Source organism: Streptomyces sp. NBC_01428, from assembly GCF_036231965.1.
Lineage (GTDB): Bacteria > Actinomycetota > Actinomycetes > Streptomycetales > Streptomycetaceae > Streptomyces.
The window spans coordinates 738,246-753,427 of sequence record NZ_CP109499.1 but is presented as its reverse complement, the minus strand read 5'-3'; the positions used below and the strand labels follow the sequence as shown (position 1 = coordinate 753,427).

Below are 15,182 nucleotides of genomic sequence, written 5' to 3'. Positions count from 1 at the left end.
CACCGGTCCGGCACACTCACGCCCCCGCGTCGCCCCGGCGATCCGCGGGGGCGTTCGTGTTCTTCGGAGGGCAGGGCGCTCGGCCGGCGCGTTCGCCCGCCCGCGTCGAGCCTCGGACACAGGAACTGGAATTCACCCTTTGCCATGCCGGAATCATGTGTCTAACATATGGAGATGCGTGAAGTACCCGAGTCGCACACCGGATGGACGTTCCTGACCAATCACGCGCGCGTGCTGGGCGCCATCGCCGAAGACAGCGGCACCCGCATCCGTGACATCGCCGCGCGCTGCCGGCTCACGGAGCGGGCCGTCGGAAAGATCATCGCGGACCTGGAGGAGGGGGGCTATCTCACGCACACCCGGCACGGCCGCTCGAACGAGTACCGGATCGAGGAGGGGACCTCCCTCCGTCACCCGGCGGACTCCGGTCCGACCGTCGCCGACCTGCTCGCGCTGATGGCCCAGGACGACAACGGACACAGCGGTACCCCCGCGGACGCGCAGGAAGCCCACGCGCACCGCGACAGCGCACCGATCACGACACCGGCACCCCCCGCCGGCGACTGAACCAGCCGGCACCACGTCCGACTCCCGAAGTCGGGTGCACGGTGCCGGGATTTGTGGACAAGAGAACCAAGTGAACTGGCGCCGGACTCCCAAGACTTCGGAGGCGACGTTGACGTCCGACACGGACACGACCGAGCAGACCCCGCGGCCCGCCGAAACCTCGGCGGCCGCGGTGACCCGCTTGGAGGGCGAGAACCTCCAGCTCAAGCAGGCGGTGCGCTCCCATGCCGTCGTCGACCAGGCCATCGGCGTCGTCCTCGCCGTCGGGCAACTGACCCCCGACGAGGGCTGGGACGCGGTGCGGGCGATCTCGCAGAACACCAACATCAAGCTGCGCCATGTCGCCGAGCTGATCGTCGACTGGGCCCGCACGGGCGAGCTGCCGTCCGAGATCCGGGGCGAGCTCGAGCGTCAGCTCCGGCTCGAGGCCATGCCGGGGGACGAAAGGTAAGACGCAGGGTAAGAAAAGCAGCCGGTTCCCGGAACGGGCTTTGGGGAGCGCGCTCGGGGACAGACGGACGTCGTGCTGAAGATACGTCTCGTCGTCCTGCTCACCCTGCTGACAGCGGGCGCCCTCGTCGCCGCCGTCCTCGTCTCGCCCTGGTACGCGTGCGCGGCGGGCCCGCTGCTCCTCGTCTCGGCGGTGGCCGTCCACGACCTCGTCCAGCGGCGGCACTCGGTGCTGCGGAACTATCCGGTCCTCGGACATCTCCGCTTCGCGCTGGAGGCGCTCCGCCCGGAACTCCAGCAGTACTTTATCGAGCGGAACTTCGACGGCCGGCCCTTCGACCGCGACACCCGCAGCATCGTCTACGAGCGTGCCAAGGGGACCGCGGCCGAGGAGCCGTTCGGCACCGAACTCGACCTCTACCGGACCGGCAGCGAGTACCTCACCCCGTCGATGGCCCCCTGCCCGGTGCCCGAGGACGTGCCCCGCGTCCGGATCGGCGGACCCGACTGCACCCAGCCGTACGACATGGCGCTCCTCAACGTCTCGGCGATGAGCTTCGGCTCCCTGTCGGCCAACGCGGTCCTCGCTCTCAACACCGGTGCCCGGCTCGGCGGTTTCGCCCACGACACCGGTGAGGGCGGCCTGTCCGCGTACCACCTGCGTCCCGGCGGAGACCTCGTCTGGGAGATCGGCACGGGCTACTTCGGCTGCCGCACGGACGACGGAGGCTTCGACGAGCGGAAGTTCGCCGAGAAGGCCGCGCACGAGCAGGTCAAGTGTGTGTCACTGAAGATCAGCCAGGGAGCCAAACCGGGCATCGGCGGTGTCCTGCCCGGCGCCAAGGTGAACGCCGAGATCGCCGAGGTCCGGGGAGTGCCGCGGGGACAGACGGTGACCTCGCCGCCCTTCCACCGCGTCTACAGCACCCCGCGTGAACTGGTGCGCTTCCTGGGCCGCATGCGGGAACTCGCCGGCGGAAAGCCGGTCGGATTCAAGCTGTGCGTCGGCTCGCGCCGGGAGTTCCTCGCCGTCTGCAAGGCCATGCTGGAGGAGGGTGTCACCCCCGACTTCATCATCGTCGACGGTGCCGAGGGCGGCACCGGCGCGGCGCCGCTGGAGTTCGCGGACAACGTCGGACTGCCGCTCGGCGAAGGTCTGATGACCGTCCACAACGCCCTCGTCGGCGTCGGACTGCGCGACCGCGTCAAGGTCGGCGCCAGCGGCAAGGTCGCCACCGGCAGCGACCTCGTGAAACGCCTGGCCCAGGGCGCCGACTACACCAACGCCGCCCGCGCCATGATGTTCGCGATCGGATGCATCCAGGCACAGCGCTGCCACACCAACACATGCCCGGTCGGCGTCGCCACCCAGGACGAACGCCGCGGACGGGCCGTCGACGTCGAGGACAAGTCCCGGCGCGTCCAGCGCTACCAGGAGGCGACGGTGAAGAGCGCCCTGCAGATCATGGCCGCGATGGGTGTCGACGAGCCGCACGGACTGCGCCCCCACATGCTGGTGCAGCGGGTCGATCCGCACACCGTCCGCTCCTACGCCGAACTCCATGAATGGCTCACACCCGGACAACTCCTCGCATCGGTCCCCGACAGCTGGGCACTCGACTGGAAAGCGGCCCACCCGGACCGCTTCACGCACTGAAACCTCCCCCGCCACCCAGGGGGCCGTACCCGACCGAAGGGCATTCCCGTGACACGTACCGTCGCCCGTGTGATCGTCGACGCACTCAAGGAACTGGGCGTCCGGCACGTCTTCGGGGTCGTCGGGGACGCCCTGAACCCCCTGACCGACGCCATCCGCACCACGGACGAGGTGGACTGGGTCGGCTGCCGGCACGAAGAGGCCGCGGCCTTCGCCGCGGGGGCCCAGTCGCAGCTCTCGGGCACGCTCGGCGTCTGCATGGGAACCGTCGGACCGGGCTCGGTCCATCTCCTCAACGGACTCTACGACGCGGCCAAGAGCCGGACCCCCGTCCTCGCGATCTGCGGTCAGGTCCCGCTCGCCGAGATCGGCAGCGAGTACTTCCAGGAGGTCGACAACGACCTCCTCTTCCGCGACGTCGCCGTCTACCGCGCCACCGTCACCTCGCCCGACCAGATGCCCCGCATGCTCGAATCGGCCGTGCGCGCCGCGTTCAGCCAGGGCGGCGTCGCCGTCCTCACCGTCCCCGGTGACCTCGGCGACCAGGAACTCGCGGAGGACCGGCCGACCCGCTTCGCCCTGGACCGCGCCGTCACCCGCCCCGACGACCCCGCGCTCGCCGAGGCAGCCGACCTCCTGAACAGCGCCTCCCGCGTCACCCTGCTCGTCGGCCGCGGCGCCCGCGACGCCCGCGCCGAGGTGCTCGGCGCCGCCGAACTGCTCTCCGCCCCGATGGTGCTGACCCTGAAGGCGAAGGAGGGCTTCGAGGGCGACAACGCCTACCAGGTCGGCCAGACGGGCCTCATCGGCAACCCCGCCGCCGCGCACGCCCTCGACCACGGCGACGCGCTCCTCATGCTGGGCACCGACTTCCCGTACCGCGACTGGTATCCGAAGGACTGCAAGGTCGTACAGATCGACGCCCGGGAGGACCACCTCGGGCGGCGGGTCCCCGTGGACGTGGGCCTCGCCGGTGACGTCGGCGCGACACTGCGCGGCCTGCTCCCCCTGCTGAAGGGCTCGTCCGACCGTTCCCATCTCGACGACGCCCGGAACCGGTTCACGCAGTGGCAGGAGGGCCAGCAGAGGCTGGCCGAACCCGACCACGAACGCCGCTGGACCGGAAAACTGCGCGCTGCCCTGGACAACCGCGACCACGAGATCCGCCCCGAGGCACTCGCCGCCGCGGTCGACCAGTACGCCGACCAGGACGCCGTGTTCACCTCGGACACCGGAATGGCCACCGTCTGGCTCTCCCGCTTCGTCACCATGACCGGCACCCGGCGCCTGATCGGCTCCTACAACCTCGGCTCCATGGCCAACGCCATGCCGCAGGCCCTCGGCGCCCAACTCTGGGCACCGGACCGCCAGATCGTCGCCTTCTGCGGCGACGGAGGCCTCAGCATGCTGCTGGGCGACCTCATGACGATCAAGACGTACCGGCTCCCGGTGAAGCTGGTCGTGTTCGACAACCGGCGGCTCGGCATGGTCAAGCTGGAGCAGGAGCAGGCGGGACTGCCCGAGTTCGGCACCGAACTGGACAACCCCGACTTCGCCGCCGTCGCCACGGCCCTCGGCCTGACCGGCATCCGGGTCACCGACCCGGCCGACCTCCACGACAGCGTGCGCCGCGCGTTCGACACTCCCGGACCGGTCGTGCTGGACGTGCTGACCAACCCGGAGGAGGTGGCGGTACCCGGCAAGCCGACCGTGTCGCAGGGCTGGGGCTTCGCCATCGCCAAGGTCAAGGAAGTCCTGTCGAGCCGCGAGAACTGACCGCCTCGGGGCCGACGTCACGCGGCGGCGTCGAGCGGGACGCGCAACGCGCTGCGCCGGTCCCGCCAGGAGGCCAGCAGGTGCGCGGCGAGCCGGTCTTCGAGGAGACCGGTGACCCGCACACCGAACGCGACGTCGGGTTCGAGTTCGGGTTCGTCCTCCAAGAGACCGCCGACGACGTCGTGGCGTACGACCTGTTCGTGCACGGCGTCGGCCTCGACGTGTTCGTCGTAGAAGCGCTGGGCCGCGTGGCCCGCCCCCATCCTGCGCAGGGCGGTGGCCAGACGTCTCGATCCGGGGGAGGAGGTCGTCTCCACGGCGGCGAAATGGCCGACCAGGGCGCCCCGCAGGGCCCGGTGCAGACCCAGCAGGGACATGAGGTTCACGGTGGCGAGCGCCTCGGCCGGAGCGGCGTCCAGGTAGTGCCCGTACTCTGTGCGCAGACCGAGGTCCGCCATGAGCTCCGCGAACAGCCGGGCGTGGACGTCCTCTTCGCGGCCGGCGCCGAACTCGTCGTACTCCACCGCCACCATGGCGGCCTTCGCGCGGCCCTGCAGACGGGGGATGACCCATGCGTGCGGGTCGGCCTCCTTGAGGTGGTAGAGCGAGCGCAGGGCCGCGTACTCCTGGAACTGCCAGAGTTCGCCGTCGCGTTGGAGGTGGTGGCTGACGCTCGTGTCGTCGTGGCCCACCGGTTCCTCCAGCAACTCGTCGAGCGCGCCGTCGGCGCTGTGGTCGACGGGCACCGCGCTGCGCAGCGCCTGGAGGAACCGGAGTTCCAACGACCGGCGCAGGGCCAGCAGTCCGGGGTCCCACTCCCGCTCGTCGGGCACCTCGGCGAAGCCGCGGTAGTGAAGTTCGTACAGCGTGTAGAGGGTGAGCTGCAGGTCGTCGCCGTAGGGGTCCGCCTCCTCCAGCCCGTCGGGCGCCGGGAGCGGGGTGCCGTAGCGCAGGGTCGACAGGAGCGGCCCCGACAGGTCGCCGCGTGCGGCCGGGAGCCAGGGGCCCTTCACGGCGTCTCCCGCTTCGGCCGGCGGCGGTGACTGGTGTCGCACCACGGAGGGATACGGCTGCGGCGGCAGGTGCAGATCGCCGTGCGGAAGCGGCACGAGGTGTGGACCGTGCCGTCCTCGTCGACCACCTCGACCGGCCCCTCGACGAGGACTGGTCCTTCCCGGTCCACGGTGACGCGGCGCGGCCGCTCAGGCGTGCTGGGCACGGATGACCACCAGCTCTTCCCGGTTGTCGTCGCCGGTCAGCAGCCCCTGGTGGCGCAGCCACCCCCGGCGGGTGCTCAGCACGGGCCCGAACGGGATGACGGCACGGTCGGTGACGGAGGCGTCGAACCCGGCGTCGGCGAGCCTCCGCAGGGTCGCAGGGGTCCCGCAGAGGGCCGAATGGACGAGCAGGAGCACGCCTCCGGTGCGCAGCGCCGTGGGCGCCTCGTCGCAGACGCGGTCCACGAACGCGCGGCCGTCGGGTCCGGCGTCCCAGGCCCGCGCGGGGGAGTGGCGGGGCAGCCGGCCGTCGGGTGACGGCACGTACGGCGGATTGCTGATCACCAGGTCGTACGTCCGGCCGCGCACCGCGGCGGTGAGGTCGCCCCGGCGGACGGTGACCCGCCTGCGGGCGATGAGCGCGTTGAGGCGCGTCGTGAGCACGGCACGCCAGGCGATGTCGACGGCGGTCACCCGGGCCCCGAGTCCGGCGGCCCGCAGGGCGAGGGCGCCGCTGCCGGTGCCCAGGTCGAGCACCTGGGTGGAGGGGTCGACGCGCTCCCGTGCGAGCGCGCGCAGAAGGAGTTCCGTGTCGTCCTGCGGGGCGTAGACGCCGGGCGGTGTCAGAAGCGTGCTGTGTCCGGGTGTTCCCATGGGCCATCTCCGGATCGCATGATGATGCAAAAGGGTATAAATGCGACTCTTTGTGCGAGTGCCCCACCCGGGGAGGCCTACACGCGATCTCCGTGGCCGTCCGTCTCGGCGTGGGGCGCGGGGGGCTGGTTCTGGGGGAAGTCCTGTGTGGCGCCGGTATCGCACGCCACACAGGAGTCGCCGACACCAGGGGTGAAGTCGGCTTCATCATTTTATCGGTGGATCGCCGGGAAGGCTGGTTTTGTGCCGGTCTAGGCCGAGGCGGGCTTCCACTCCACCATCAGGATGGTCGCGTCGTCCCGCAGCTTGCTGTGCTCCGAGTCGAGGAGCCGGTGGATGAGGCGGCGCAGCGTCTCGGGAGCCAGTTCCCCTCCGGCCGTCGCCCGGATGACCGAGTCGGCGAACCGGTCGAGGCCGAAGAGCGAACCGTCCTGCATACGCGCCTCGGTCACCCCGTCCGTGTACAGCAGCACCCGGTCCCCCGGTTCGAGGGAGATCTCGTGCACCCTGCGCGGGGCGTCGAGCAACGTCGCGGGCGCACCCATGGGCGGGTCCGCCTCGACGGCCAACGCGCCGTCCACCAGGCGCTGGTTCCGGATGAGCAGCGGCGGCGGATGCCCGCAGTTGATCCACCGGAGTGCGCCGGTCGTCAGGTCCAGCTGGAGGAGCACGCCCGTGCAGAACTGATCCGGCAGCCAGTGGGCGAGGGCCTCGTCGACGCAGGAGACGAGCTCGGGCAGGTCGGCGCCCGTGCGGCGGGCGTTGCGGCACGCCGCCAGCGTGACCACGCTCGTCAGCCCCGAAGCGAGGTCGTGACCCATCGAGTCGAGCATGGCGGCGTGCAGGGTCGTGGCGGTCAGCGCGTGGTCGAAGGCGTCGCCCCCCACCTCGTAGGCGGGTTCCAGAACGGCGGTCGAGACGACGTCCGCGTTGCCGATGGTCCGGGGCGGCAGATAGGCCCGCAGCATCTCGGCGGGCAGCTGCATGGTCTCCGTCCGCGTGCGCTGGACGAAGGTCTCCTTGTAGGCGCGCTTCGAGGTCACCATCATCGCCAGCAGGGCCGCGATCGAGCGGCTGCGGCGCAGGGTCGCCGCGTCCACCGCGTCGGAGTGCACGCACATCACGCCCAGCCGCTCCGTGCCGTCCACGAGCGGCAGCCAGATCATGACCTCGCCCGTCGGGGACTCCTCGACGCGCAGGGAGAGGGTGCGGTAGGCCCAGCCCGCGAGGCAGGCGTCGATGTCGAGGGGCGTCGAGATCTCCGTCAGCGGCATCAAATGGCGCTGCTGGAGGTCCGCGAGGTACACCACGATCTGGTGCACTCCCAGCGCGGCGGCGCAGCGGTTGACCACGGCCGCGAAGTCCCGGGCCCCGACACCCGGCTCGGACAGGACGTCCTCCAGCAGCAGTATGTCGTCGTCCGGGGCCGACACCGGATCTCCCCTCGACGCGCTCGTCATGGCATCAGCAGTCAAACACCAGGTGACCCGGTGTGCCTGGCGGGCCGGGCACGCCGGGCCCCGGGGTCCGGCGTGAGCGGCGCTCTCGTCGACCGGCGGCCCGGGGCCGACCGGTGATCGACGACATGCTCGTCCCCCTGCGGGGTACTCGCGCCGGGCGCCCAGCCGTCCCCTGCCCTTCCGAGGAAGCGAGAACGCCGTGAACGCCGAGAACATCGTGAACGCGCATTCCGTGCCTGGGCGGGCGACGCTGGGAGAGGCGGCCCCGGCCTGGAGCCGTGCCGTGACGCCGCCGAACGGGTGACGGCGGACCAGGCGTGCGGGCCTGCCCACGCGCCACACCTCACCCGCCCCGGCAGAGCCGTACCCGAGCAGAAAGGAGAGTGACCCTCATGGTCACCGTGTCCCTCACCGGAGCGTCCAAGGAGGACGCAGCCACCGTCTTCGGCGTCCTGCGGACGGCGTTCCCCACCGACCGCCCCGCGGAGGACGCACTCCAGGAGCGGCCCGGCGAGCAGCACGCCGTGTGGACCGCCGAGTTCGATCCGACCGAGGAGCGCATCCCCACCGGGCCCACCCCTCTGGAGGGCAGCGTGGCGGCCACGCTCCAGGGCGGTTACGTCGCCGTCGACCGGCTCTGTGAAGCACTGGGCGGCTCGTTCGCCGTGCAGGAGCAGGGCTCGGCCTCCGGGGACCAGGAGAAGGAGGTCGACCTGCGGCTCGGGACCAAGCGCTAGCGGGACGGCGCGCGGACCCGTCCACGCGACGGCGACACGGGGCGGGGGCGGGCGTCCGGTCCGCCCCGCGACAGGCATGCGGCACCCGCCCTCAGACACGCCCCACCACGAGGAGGAGAGCGGCATGGTGCAGATCGGGTACACGATGATGACGGAACAGGCGGGGCCGCGTGAGCTCGTCGGCCACGTGGTCGGCGCCGAGCGCGCCGGCTTCGACTTCTCCGTCATCTCCGACCACTACTTCCCCTGGCTGGACTCCCAGGGACACGCCTCGTGCGCGTGGAGCGTTCTCGGCGCCGCGGCGCAGGCCACCGAGCGCATTCCGCTGATGACGTACGTGACGTGCCCGACGACCCGCTACCACCCGGCGGTCGTCGCGCAGAAGGCCGCCACCGTGCAGCTCCTCTCCGAAGGGCGCTTCCGCCTCGGCCTCGGCTCCGGCGAGAACCTCAACGAGCATGTGGTGGGCGGAGGGTGGCCCGCCGCCCATGTCCGGCTGGAGATGCTGGAGGAGGCGGTGGAGATCATCCGCGCGCTCTTCGCCGGCGGGAGCGTCAACCACCACGGCGCCCACTTCGACGTCGAGAACGCCAAACTCTGGGACCTGCCCGACGCGCCCCCGCCGATCGGGGTCGCCGTCTCCGGAGACCGCTCCTGCGAACTGGCCGGTCACCTCGCGGACTTGGTGATCGCCACCGAGCCGAAGCCCGAGCTGATCTCCGCATTCGAGAACCACGGCGGCGCGGGCAAGCCCAAGGTCGGCCAGCTGCCCATCTGTTACGACACCGACCGCGACGCGGCCGTCGCCCGCGCCCACGACCAGTTCCGCTGGTTCGGCAGCGGCTGGCCGGTCAACTCCGAACTGCCCGGCCCCACCGCGTTCGCGGGCGCCACCCAGTTCGTACGGCCCGAGGACGTGGCCGAGTCCATCCCCTGCGGCGACGACGTCGAGGCGGTCGTGGAAGCGGTACGGCCCTACGTCGAGGCGGGGTTCACCGAGGTCGCGCTCGTCCAGATCGGCGGCGACCAGCAGGAGCCGTACCTGGAATGGGCCGAGCGGAAACTGCTCCCCGCCCTGCGGCACCTGTGAGCGACGAACCGGGAACGGCACACCAGTGAGAGGGCGAGGGCACCTGCGATGAGCACGAAACGCGCCGCGATCTTCGACGTCGACGGGACGCTCGTCGACACCAACCACCTCCACGTGGTGACGTGGTGGGAGGCGTTCCGGCAGGGCGGTCACCGCGTGCCGATGCGCGAGATCCACCGGGCCGTCGGACTCGGCAGCGGCGACCTGATCGAGCACCTGCTCGGAAAGGACCGTGACACCGGGCAGGACGACCAGTTCGTCGCCGCCCACCACGCCCTCTACGCCACGTACTTCGACCGGCTGCCCGCCCTCGACTCGGCGCGCGAACTGCTGCGCGCGCTGGCCGGACGGGGCTGGGAGATCGTCCTCGCGACCTCGGCGAGCGGCGCGGAACTCGCGGCGCTGCGGGGGGCGATCGGGGCCGACGACGTCATCCTCGGGGCGGCCAGCGCGGACGACGTCGACGAGGGCAAACCGGCGCCCGACCCCGTCGCCCAGGCCAGGGAACTGGCCGGAGTGCCGAGCGACCGGGCCGTGTTCGTCGGCGACACCGTCTGGGACATGAAAGCCGCCGCAGAGGACGGCACGATCCCTGTCGCGGTCCTGTCCGGCGGAATCCCGCGGGCGGATCTGGAGGAGGCCGGTGCCCGTGCCGTCTACCGGGACGTGGCCGACCTCCTCGACCGCCTCGACACCAGCGTCTTCGCCGACCGGGAGTGACCGCGCGGCGGGGAATGGGGGCGGATCGTGAATGACGGGGGATCGGGCTCCTGAAATGCCCGGATCGGGGTACCCGCTTTCAGACCGAGTGCCGGAACACCACGAGGTGTTCGGGTCATGGCCGAGGAAACGGGCAGGAGGCGATCGCCGTGTCGAGTGCGCGGCCGCAGGTCGAGGGAATCGACGAGCAGACACGGGAGTCCGGGTCGCGTCAGGTGGGTGAGCTGGTGCAGCAGGCCTCGCAGCAGCTGACCGAACTGGTGCGGGGCGAACTGCGCCTGGCGCAGGCGGAGATGCAGGAGAAGGGCAGGCGCTACGGCAAGAGCGGTGGCCTGTTCGGCGGCGCCGGAGTGGTCGGCTTCCTGACGCTGGAGGCCCTGGTGGTCACGGCGATCGCCGCCCTCGCCGTTCCGCTGCCGGTGTGGGCCGCGGCGCTGATCGTCACGGCGGTGCTGGGCGTCGTCGCCGCGGTGCTGGCCCTCAGCGGCAAGAAGCAGGTCCACCGGGCGGCACCGCCCAAGCCTGAACAGGCGATCGAGAACGTGAAGGCCGACGTGGCCGAGATCAAGAGGAGTGCCCACCGATGAGCAAGCCCTACGACGGCGAGCAGACCGCCGCCACTCCCGAGGAACTGCGCGAACAGGTCGAGCAGACCCGCGCCGAACTCGGGGACACCGTCCAGGCGCTCGCCGACAAGGCCGACGTGAAGGCCCGGGCCAAGGAGAAGGGCGCCCAGGCCAAGGAGAAGGGCGGGGAGGTCGCCGAACAGGCCGCGGCCAAGGCGGCCGAGCTGAAGGACAAGGCGGTCCTGGCCGCTCACTCCGTCCAGGACAAGGTGCAGGACAAGCTCCCGGACCCCGTCAAGGACAAGGCGGCACAGGCCGCCGTACAGGTTCGCGACACGGCCCGGGACACGGCCGCGAAGGCCGGCCGCGTCTGGGACGAGAAGGCCCCCGAGCCGGTCCGCCAGCAGGCCGCCGAGGGCGTACGCGTCGCCCGCGACAACCGCAAGCTGCTGATCAGTGTGGCCGGTGCGGCGACCCTCGCCTGGCTGGTGATCCGCCGCAAGAAGGCGTGACCACGCCTTCGGACGTATGGAAGTCCCCCTGCCCGCGTGGGCAGGGGGACTTCTTCGTCGGTGGGAGATCTCGGACGCGGGTCCAACGCCAACGGCCGAGCGCGCACGTACGCGGTCCGGCGCCCGGGGTGGCTCGACGGCCGCCCCGGGCGCCGGACTCGGCGCTCCGTCGGGCTAGAGCAGATCCCTCGGCACCTGTTCGTTCCACGTCCGGGAGAACACGCGCTTGTCGCCCTCATAGCCGTCGAGGGTCGCGTCGACGAAGAACTCGCCGGCGTCCGAGGTGAGTCGGGTGCGGGTCTCCACACGGATGTCCCACTCGTCCCGGCGGAACCTCATGGTCCACGCGGACTCGCCGCTGACCGAGGTGAAGTCCTCGGCCACGGACCGGTACCGCTCCTCGGCACGCAGACCGACGTCGAGACCGATGTCATCGATACGGACCAGGCCGCGGTCCTTCACGATCTCCAACTCGGCGTTGTAGCCGACGAGATCGCGCTTGACCTCCCAGCGTTCCTCCCGCGGTGACAGCTGGGTCGACGTGATCGGCGGCGCCCCCTCGGGTTCGCCGAACGGACTGACCGGCATCTCGTCGGGTTCGTCCGTCGGCCGCACCGGCAGACTCAGGGTGCTGGCGTGCGCGTACACGCTGAGCAGGGCCGGCTTCGGCGGCGGCCAGGCCATGGGCCAGTACGAGGTCGACAGCGACAGCCGGATCCGGTGACCGGGCGGAAACGCCTGGCCGACACCGTTGAGCTGGACCTTCGCCCGGTAGCGGCGCCCGGGCTCGACGGGCTCGGGCGTGTCCGTGCCGCCGAGCCGGGTGAGGTTCAGGATGCCGTAGGAGACACGGGTGGCGCTTCCGTCGGGACTCACGTCGGACAGTCGCGCCGCCACCATGCCGACGGGTTCGCTGATCGTGAGGTCGAGTTCGACGGTGGGGGATCCGAGGATCTCCAGCCGTTCGGTCAGCGGGTCGCTGTCGAAGACGAGTGAACCGCCGTCCTCCTCACGCTGGTCGTACGGCAGGTCGGGCGGCGCGTTGTAGGAAGCCCACTTGCCCGCGAACTGGCCCACCGAGAGCGGGGACTGCACGGTCACCGGTGGGGGCTCGACACCTCCGCCCGGCTCGCCGACCGCACCGGACTCGCCCGTCGCGCGGCTCTCGCCGTTCTCGTAGCTTTCGAGGGGGCGGCCGATGCGATGGGGCGCGAGCGGGTGCGTGACCTCCCGGATGTGCGGTGACGGCCAGGTGGGCTCGCCGACCCAGCGGCCGGGCCGTTCCTCGTACGACGTGGACGGCGGCACGCTCTCCTGCATCCAGGTGCGCAGCATCGGGCCGTCCATCACGCCGTTGTCCACGCCCTTGAGCCAGTGGTCCCACCAGCGGACGACCTCCTGGAGGTAGCCGATGGCCGGTCCCGGCTCGCCCAGGTGGGGGAACTTGTGGGACCAGGGGCCGATCAGACCCTTGCGCGGCACGTCCAGGTTGCCCAGCAGACGGGTCACCGCGTTCGAGTACCCGTCGGCCCAACCGCTGGAGGCGAGGACCGGGCAGCGGACCGCCCCGTAGTCCTCGCAGACCGACGCGTGCCGCCAGTAGTCGTCACGGCGCTGGTGGCGCAGCCATTCGAGCACCCACGGACGGGTGTGCTCCATCCGCTCGTGCCACATTGCGCGCCAGCGGTCCCCGACGATCGCCGGGTCGGGCGGGCAGGTGCCGTACGCGAACATCGTGCCGGCCTCGGCCAGGTTGTCCGAGAGCAGGGCACCGCCCATGTAGTGCATGTCGTCCGCGTGCCGGTCGTCGGTGAACGACGCGATGACGATGCCGCGCAGGCTCGGCGGCTGCCGTGCCGCGACCTGAAGCGCGGCGAAGGCGCCCCACGAGATGCCCATCATGCCCGTGCCGCCGTCGCACCAGGGCTGTTCCGCCAGCCAGGCGAGCACCTCCTCGGCGTCCTGCTGCTCCTGCTCCAGGTACTCGTCCCTCAGCACCCCCTCGGACTCGCCCGTGCCGCGGATGTCCACGCGGACGCAGGCGTAGCCGTGGCCCGCGATGTACGGGTGGTGGATCGAGTCGCGTACGGCGCTGAGGTCGCGCTTGCGGTACGGGATGTACTCGAGCACCGCCGGCACCGGTTCGCTGTCCGAGGAGGTGGGGCGCCAGATCCGCGCCGACAGCTCCACACCGTCGGACATGGGGATGGCGACGTGCTCCTCTTCCTTGGTCGCATACGGCAGCTGGGTCACAAAACGCATGTGCTGGTGTTGCTCCTTTCCTCGCCGTGCCCGGGGCTCGTCGGGCCGGTCGCGGTGACCGCGGCCGACGGTCAGCCGTTCTTCTCGTCACGGCCGCCCGGTGCCGTCTCGTCGAACGTCAGCCCGAGAGCGGCCACGCATCGGTCGTACTTCTCCCGGAGTTCCTCCTCGGTGTCGCCACCCGTGAAGATGTGGGCCAGCTCGTAGCTGTAGCTGTCCTGACCCGGCAGGTCCGACAGGCGCGAGCCTTCCGAGGGCACGATGTCGATGCGCGTACCCGGTATCTCCCGCTCGATGCGGCGCAGGTCGTCCGGGGTGGGGACGTTGTGCACGACGCCGTCGGCGAACCAGCGGTGGTACCACTTCGCGGCCATGGCGTAGTGGCCGGCCCGGTGGGGCATCCGGGGGTCGCGGCCGAGGGCCAGGCTGACCATGCAGTGGTGGTTGGGCACGCCGTCCACGTACTGGAAGAGCTCGGCGTGCGACTGCGAGTGACGCGGGTTGATCTCCAGGAGACTGATCCGGCCGGTGTGCGGGTCGTAGAAGTACTCGACGCTGAAGGTCGCCGCCTCCATGCCGATCTGCTCCATCACGCGCCGCGTGACGTCGTGCAGTTCCTTGATCGCGGGCTCGGGGAGCGTCGAGGGGTACTGATGGCGCAGGAAGCAGGAGGAGCCGGGGTAGTTGATCGAGTCCAGCGCGCCGTAGACGGTGACCTCACCGTGGTCGACGTAGCCCTCGACCGCCACCTGGATGCCCGACATCTCCTCCTCGGCGAGACACACCTCGCCACCGACCCCGTCCATCTCCGGCGGAAGCGCGAGGCGATCGAGTACGTACTCGAAGGGGCGGCCGACCCGCGATATGCCGTCGCGGATGTCCGCCACCGCCTCCTCGAACTCGGTCATGTCGTCCACGCCGAAGGCGAGTTCCGACGAGTAGGAGAGCGCGGGCTTCAGCCACATCGGGAAGTTCATGCCCTCCGGAGGGGACGGCTTCTCGGCGCTCAGGTCGACCCGGCCGAAGCGCGGGTGCCGGTCGGTCACCTTCTCCTGTTCGAGCCTGCTCCAGTACTTGTGCTCACACTTGACCACCGATTCCAGGCTGGTGCTGCGCGTGCCGTACCGCTCGGCGAGCATGGGCACGAGGGTGCTGACGGGGAAGTCCCAGTAGCCGACGATCGCGTCGATCGTCCCGTCGAACGCGTCGAGCAGCTTCTCCGCCTTCGCCAGCAGTTCGGCCACCGAGACCTCACCGCCCTGCAACTCCTCGATGGTCAGCAGCGGATGGAACGTCAGCTCCCTCGCGTTCGGCACCTCGTTCAGGGTGGGCAGGTTCGCCTCGTCCAGACCGATCACGAATATGTTCTTCTTCGGCACGTGGTTCCTCTCAGCAGGCGGTTCGTGAAGGCCTCGGGGTACCCATGGAGATCTCGCCCATGCGGAGGATCCATGGGTGGGGGTGTTCTGAGGCGCTGATCACGTCCGCTGAGCCGGACGCGGCCCGGGGCGTGG

15 protein-coding genes are annotated in these 15,182 nt (G+C 70.8%); 9 read left to right on the top strand and 6 right to left on the bottom strand.

All coding sequences use genetic code 11. The features are described from left to right. Positions 1 to 174 precede the first annotated feature (174 nt). From OG406_RS03235 to OG406_RS03220, 4 genes are all read left to right on the top strand, one after another. Complete coding sequence (locus OG406_RS03235; RefSeq protein WP_267049621.1) at positions 175 to 567, top strand: helix-turn-helix transcriptional regulator; 393 nt, start codon at positions 175 to 177, stop codon at positions 565 to 567. 109 nt (positions 568 to 676) lie between these two features. Further along, the gene (locus tag OG406_RS03230) at positions 677 to 1,018 is read left to right on the top strand and encodes an ANTAR domain-containing protein (RefSeq protein ID WP_443067046.1); all 342 of its coding nucleotides are present in this window, start codon (positions 677 to 679) and stop codon (positions 1,016 to 1,018) included. A 72-nt stretch (positions 1,019 to 1,090) separates the two neighbouring features. After that, positions 1,091 to 2,674, top strand: coding sequence for an FMN-binding glutamate synthase family protein (locus tag OG406_RS03225; protein ID WP_404122113.1), 1,584 nt, complete (start codon positions 1,091 to 1,093; stop codon positions 2,672 to 2,674). Between the two features lie 48 nt (positions 2,675 to 2,722). Continuing rightward, positions 2,723 to 4,450 (top strand): thiamine pyrophosphate-dependent enzyme, encoded by a 1,728-nt coding sequence (locus OG406_RS03220; protein ID WP_329183812.1) that lies wholly within the window; start codon positions 2,723 to 2,725, stop codon positions 4,448 to 4,450. Positions 4,451 to 4,467: 17 nt separating this feature from the next. Here OG406_RS03220 and OG406_RS03215 read toward each other — a convergent pair whose 3' ends face one another. The 4 genes from OG406_RS03215 to OG406_RS03200 all read right to left on the bottom strand — a co-directional run bounded on the left by OG406_RS03215 (position 4,468) and on the right by OG406_RS03200 (position 7,781). Continuing rightward, on the bottom strand, positions 4,468 to 5,463 hold the full coding sequence (locus tag OG406_RS03215) for an iron-containing redox enzyme family protein (protein WP_329183810.1): 996 nt from the start codon (positions 5,461 to 5,463) through the stop codon (positions 4,468 to 4,470). Continuing rightward, positions 5,460 to 5,669, bottom strand: a complete 210-nt coding sequence (locus OG406_RS03210) for a CDGSH iron-sulfur domain-containing protein (protein ID WP_081224545.1) — start codon at positions 5,667 to 5,669, stop codon at positions 5,460 to 5,462. Before OG406_RS03210 ends, OG406_RS03215 begins: the two co-directional genes overlap by 4 nt. Continuing rightward, complete coding sequence (locus tag OG406_RS03205) at positions 5,653 to 6,321, bottom strand: HemK2/MTQ2 family protein methyltransferase (protein ID WP_267049624.1); 669 nt, start codon at positions 6,319 to 6,321, stop codon at positions 5,653 to 5,655. Before OG406_RS03205 ends, OG406_RS03210 begins: the two co-directional genes overlap by 17 nt. Positions 6,322 to 6,572: 251 nt before the next feature. Beyond that, entirely contained in the window at positions 6,573 to 7,781 is a 1,209-nt protein-coding gene (locus OG406_RS03200) for a PP2C family protein-serine/threonine phosphatase (protein WP_443067045.1), read from the bottom strand. 392 nt (positions 7,782 to 8,173) lie between these two features. Between OG406_RS03200 and OG406_RS03195 the strand changes: the two genes are divergently transcribed. From OG406_RS03195 to OG406_RS03175, 5 genes are all read left to right on the top strand, one after another. After that, positions 8,174 to 8,518 (top strand): hypothetical protein, encoded by a 345-nt coding sequence (locus tag OG406_RS03195; protein ID WP_266618993.1) that lies wholly within the window; start codon positions 8,174 to 8,176, stop codon positions 8,516 to 8,518. Positions 8,519 to 8,642: 124 nt separating this feature from the next. Further along, positions 8,643 to 9,608 (top strand): LLM class F420-dependent oxidoreductase, encoded by a 966-nt coding sequence (locus tag OG406_RS03190; RefSeq protein WP_329183806.1) that lies wholly within the window; start codon positions 8,643 to 8,645, stop codon positions 9,606 to 9,608. Positions 9,609 to 9,656: 48 nt separating this feature from the next. Continuing rightward, entirely contained in the window at positions 9,657 to 10,328 is a 672-nt protein-coding gene (locus OG406_RS03185) for an HAD family hydrolase (protein WP_329183804.1), read from the top strand. Between the two features lie 215 nt (positions 10,329 to 10,543). Next, positions 10,544 to 10,915 (top strand): phage holin family protein, encoded by a 372-nt coding sequence (locus OG406_RS03180; protein WP_266852201.1) that lies wholly within the window; start codon positions 10,544 to 10,546, stop codon positions 10,913 to 10,915. After that, positions 10,912 to 11,406: a DUF3618 domain-containing protein gene (locus OG406_RS03175; protein WP_329183803.1), complete on the top strand. Its 495-nt coding sequence runs from the start codon at positions 10,912 to 10,914 to the stop codon at positions 11,404 to 11,406. Before OG406_RS03180 ends, OG406_RS03175 begins: the two co-directional genes overlap by 4 nt. Before the next feature lie 174 nt (positions 11,407 to 11,580). Here the strand turns inward: OG406_RS03175 and OG406_RS03170 are convergent, their stop codons facing one another. Continuing rightward, positions 11,581 to 13,668, bottom strand: coding sequence for a CocE/NonD family hydrolase (locus tag OG406_RS03170; RefSeq protein WP_267049626.1), 2,088 nt, complete (start codon positions 13,666 to 13,668; stop codon positions 11,581 to 11,583). Between the two features lie 71 nt (positions 13,669 to 13,739). After that, positions 13,740 to 15,047 (bottom strand): ATP-grasp domain-containing protein, encoded by a 1,308-nt coding sequence (locus OG406_RS03165; protein WP_267049627.1) that lies wholly within the window; start codon positions 15,045 to 15,047, stop codon positions 13,740 to 13,742. Positions 15,048 to 15,182: the final 135 nt, after the last annotated feature.

What these genes read in the sequence shown, in the direction of transcription:
- OG406_RS03200 (WP_443067045.1), bottom strand. Translation starts at nt 7,781, where the DNA reads ATGACGAGCGCGTCGAGGGGAGATCCGGTGTCGGCCCCGGACGACGAC.
- OG406_RS03175 (WP_329183803.1), top strand. Translation starts at nt 10,912, where the DNA reads ATGAGCAAGCCCTACGACGGCGAGCAGACCGCCGCCACTCCCGAGGAA.
- OG406_RS03205 (WP_267049624.1), bottom strand. Translation starts at nt 6,321, where the DNA reads ATGGGAACACCCGGACACAGCACGCTTCTGACACCGCCCGGCGTCTAC.
- OG406_RS03190 (WP_329183806.1), top strand. Translation starts at nt 8,643, where the DNA reads ATGGTGCAGATCGGGTACACGATGATGACGGAACAGGCGGGGCCGCGT.
- OG406_RS03235 (WP_267049621.1), top strand. Translation starts at nt 175, where the DNA reads ATGCGTGAAGTACCCGAGTCGCACACCGGATGGACGTTCCTGACCAAT.
- OG406_RS03185 (WP_329183804.1), top strand. Translation starts at nt 9,657, where the DNA reads ATGAGCACGAAACGCGCCGCGATCTTCGACGTCGACGGGACGCTCGTC.
- OG406_RS03170 (WP_267049626.1), bottom strand. Translation starts at nt 13,668, where the DNA reads ATGCGTTTTGTGACCCAGCTGCCGTATGCGACCAAGGAAGAGGAGCAC.
- OG406_RS03195 (WP_266618993.1), top strand. Translation starts at nt 8,174, where the DNA reads ATGGTCACCGTGTCCCTCACCGGAGCGTCCAAGGAGGACGCAGCCACC.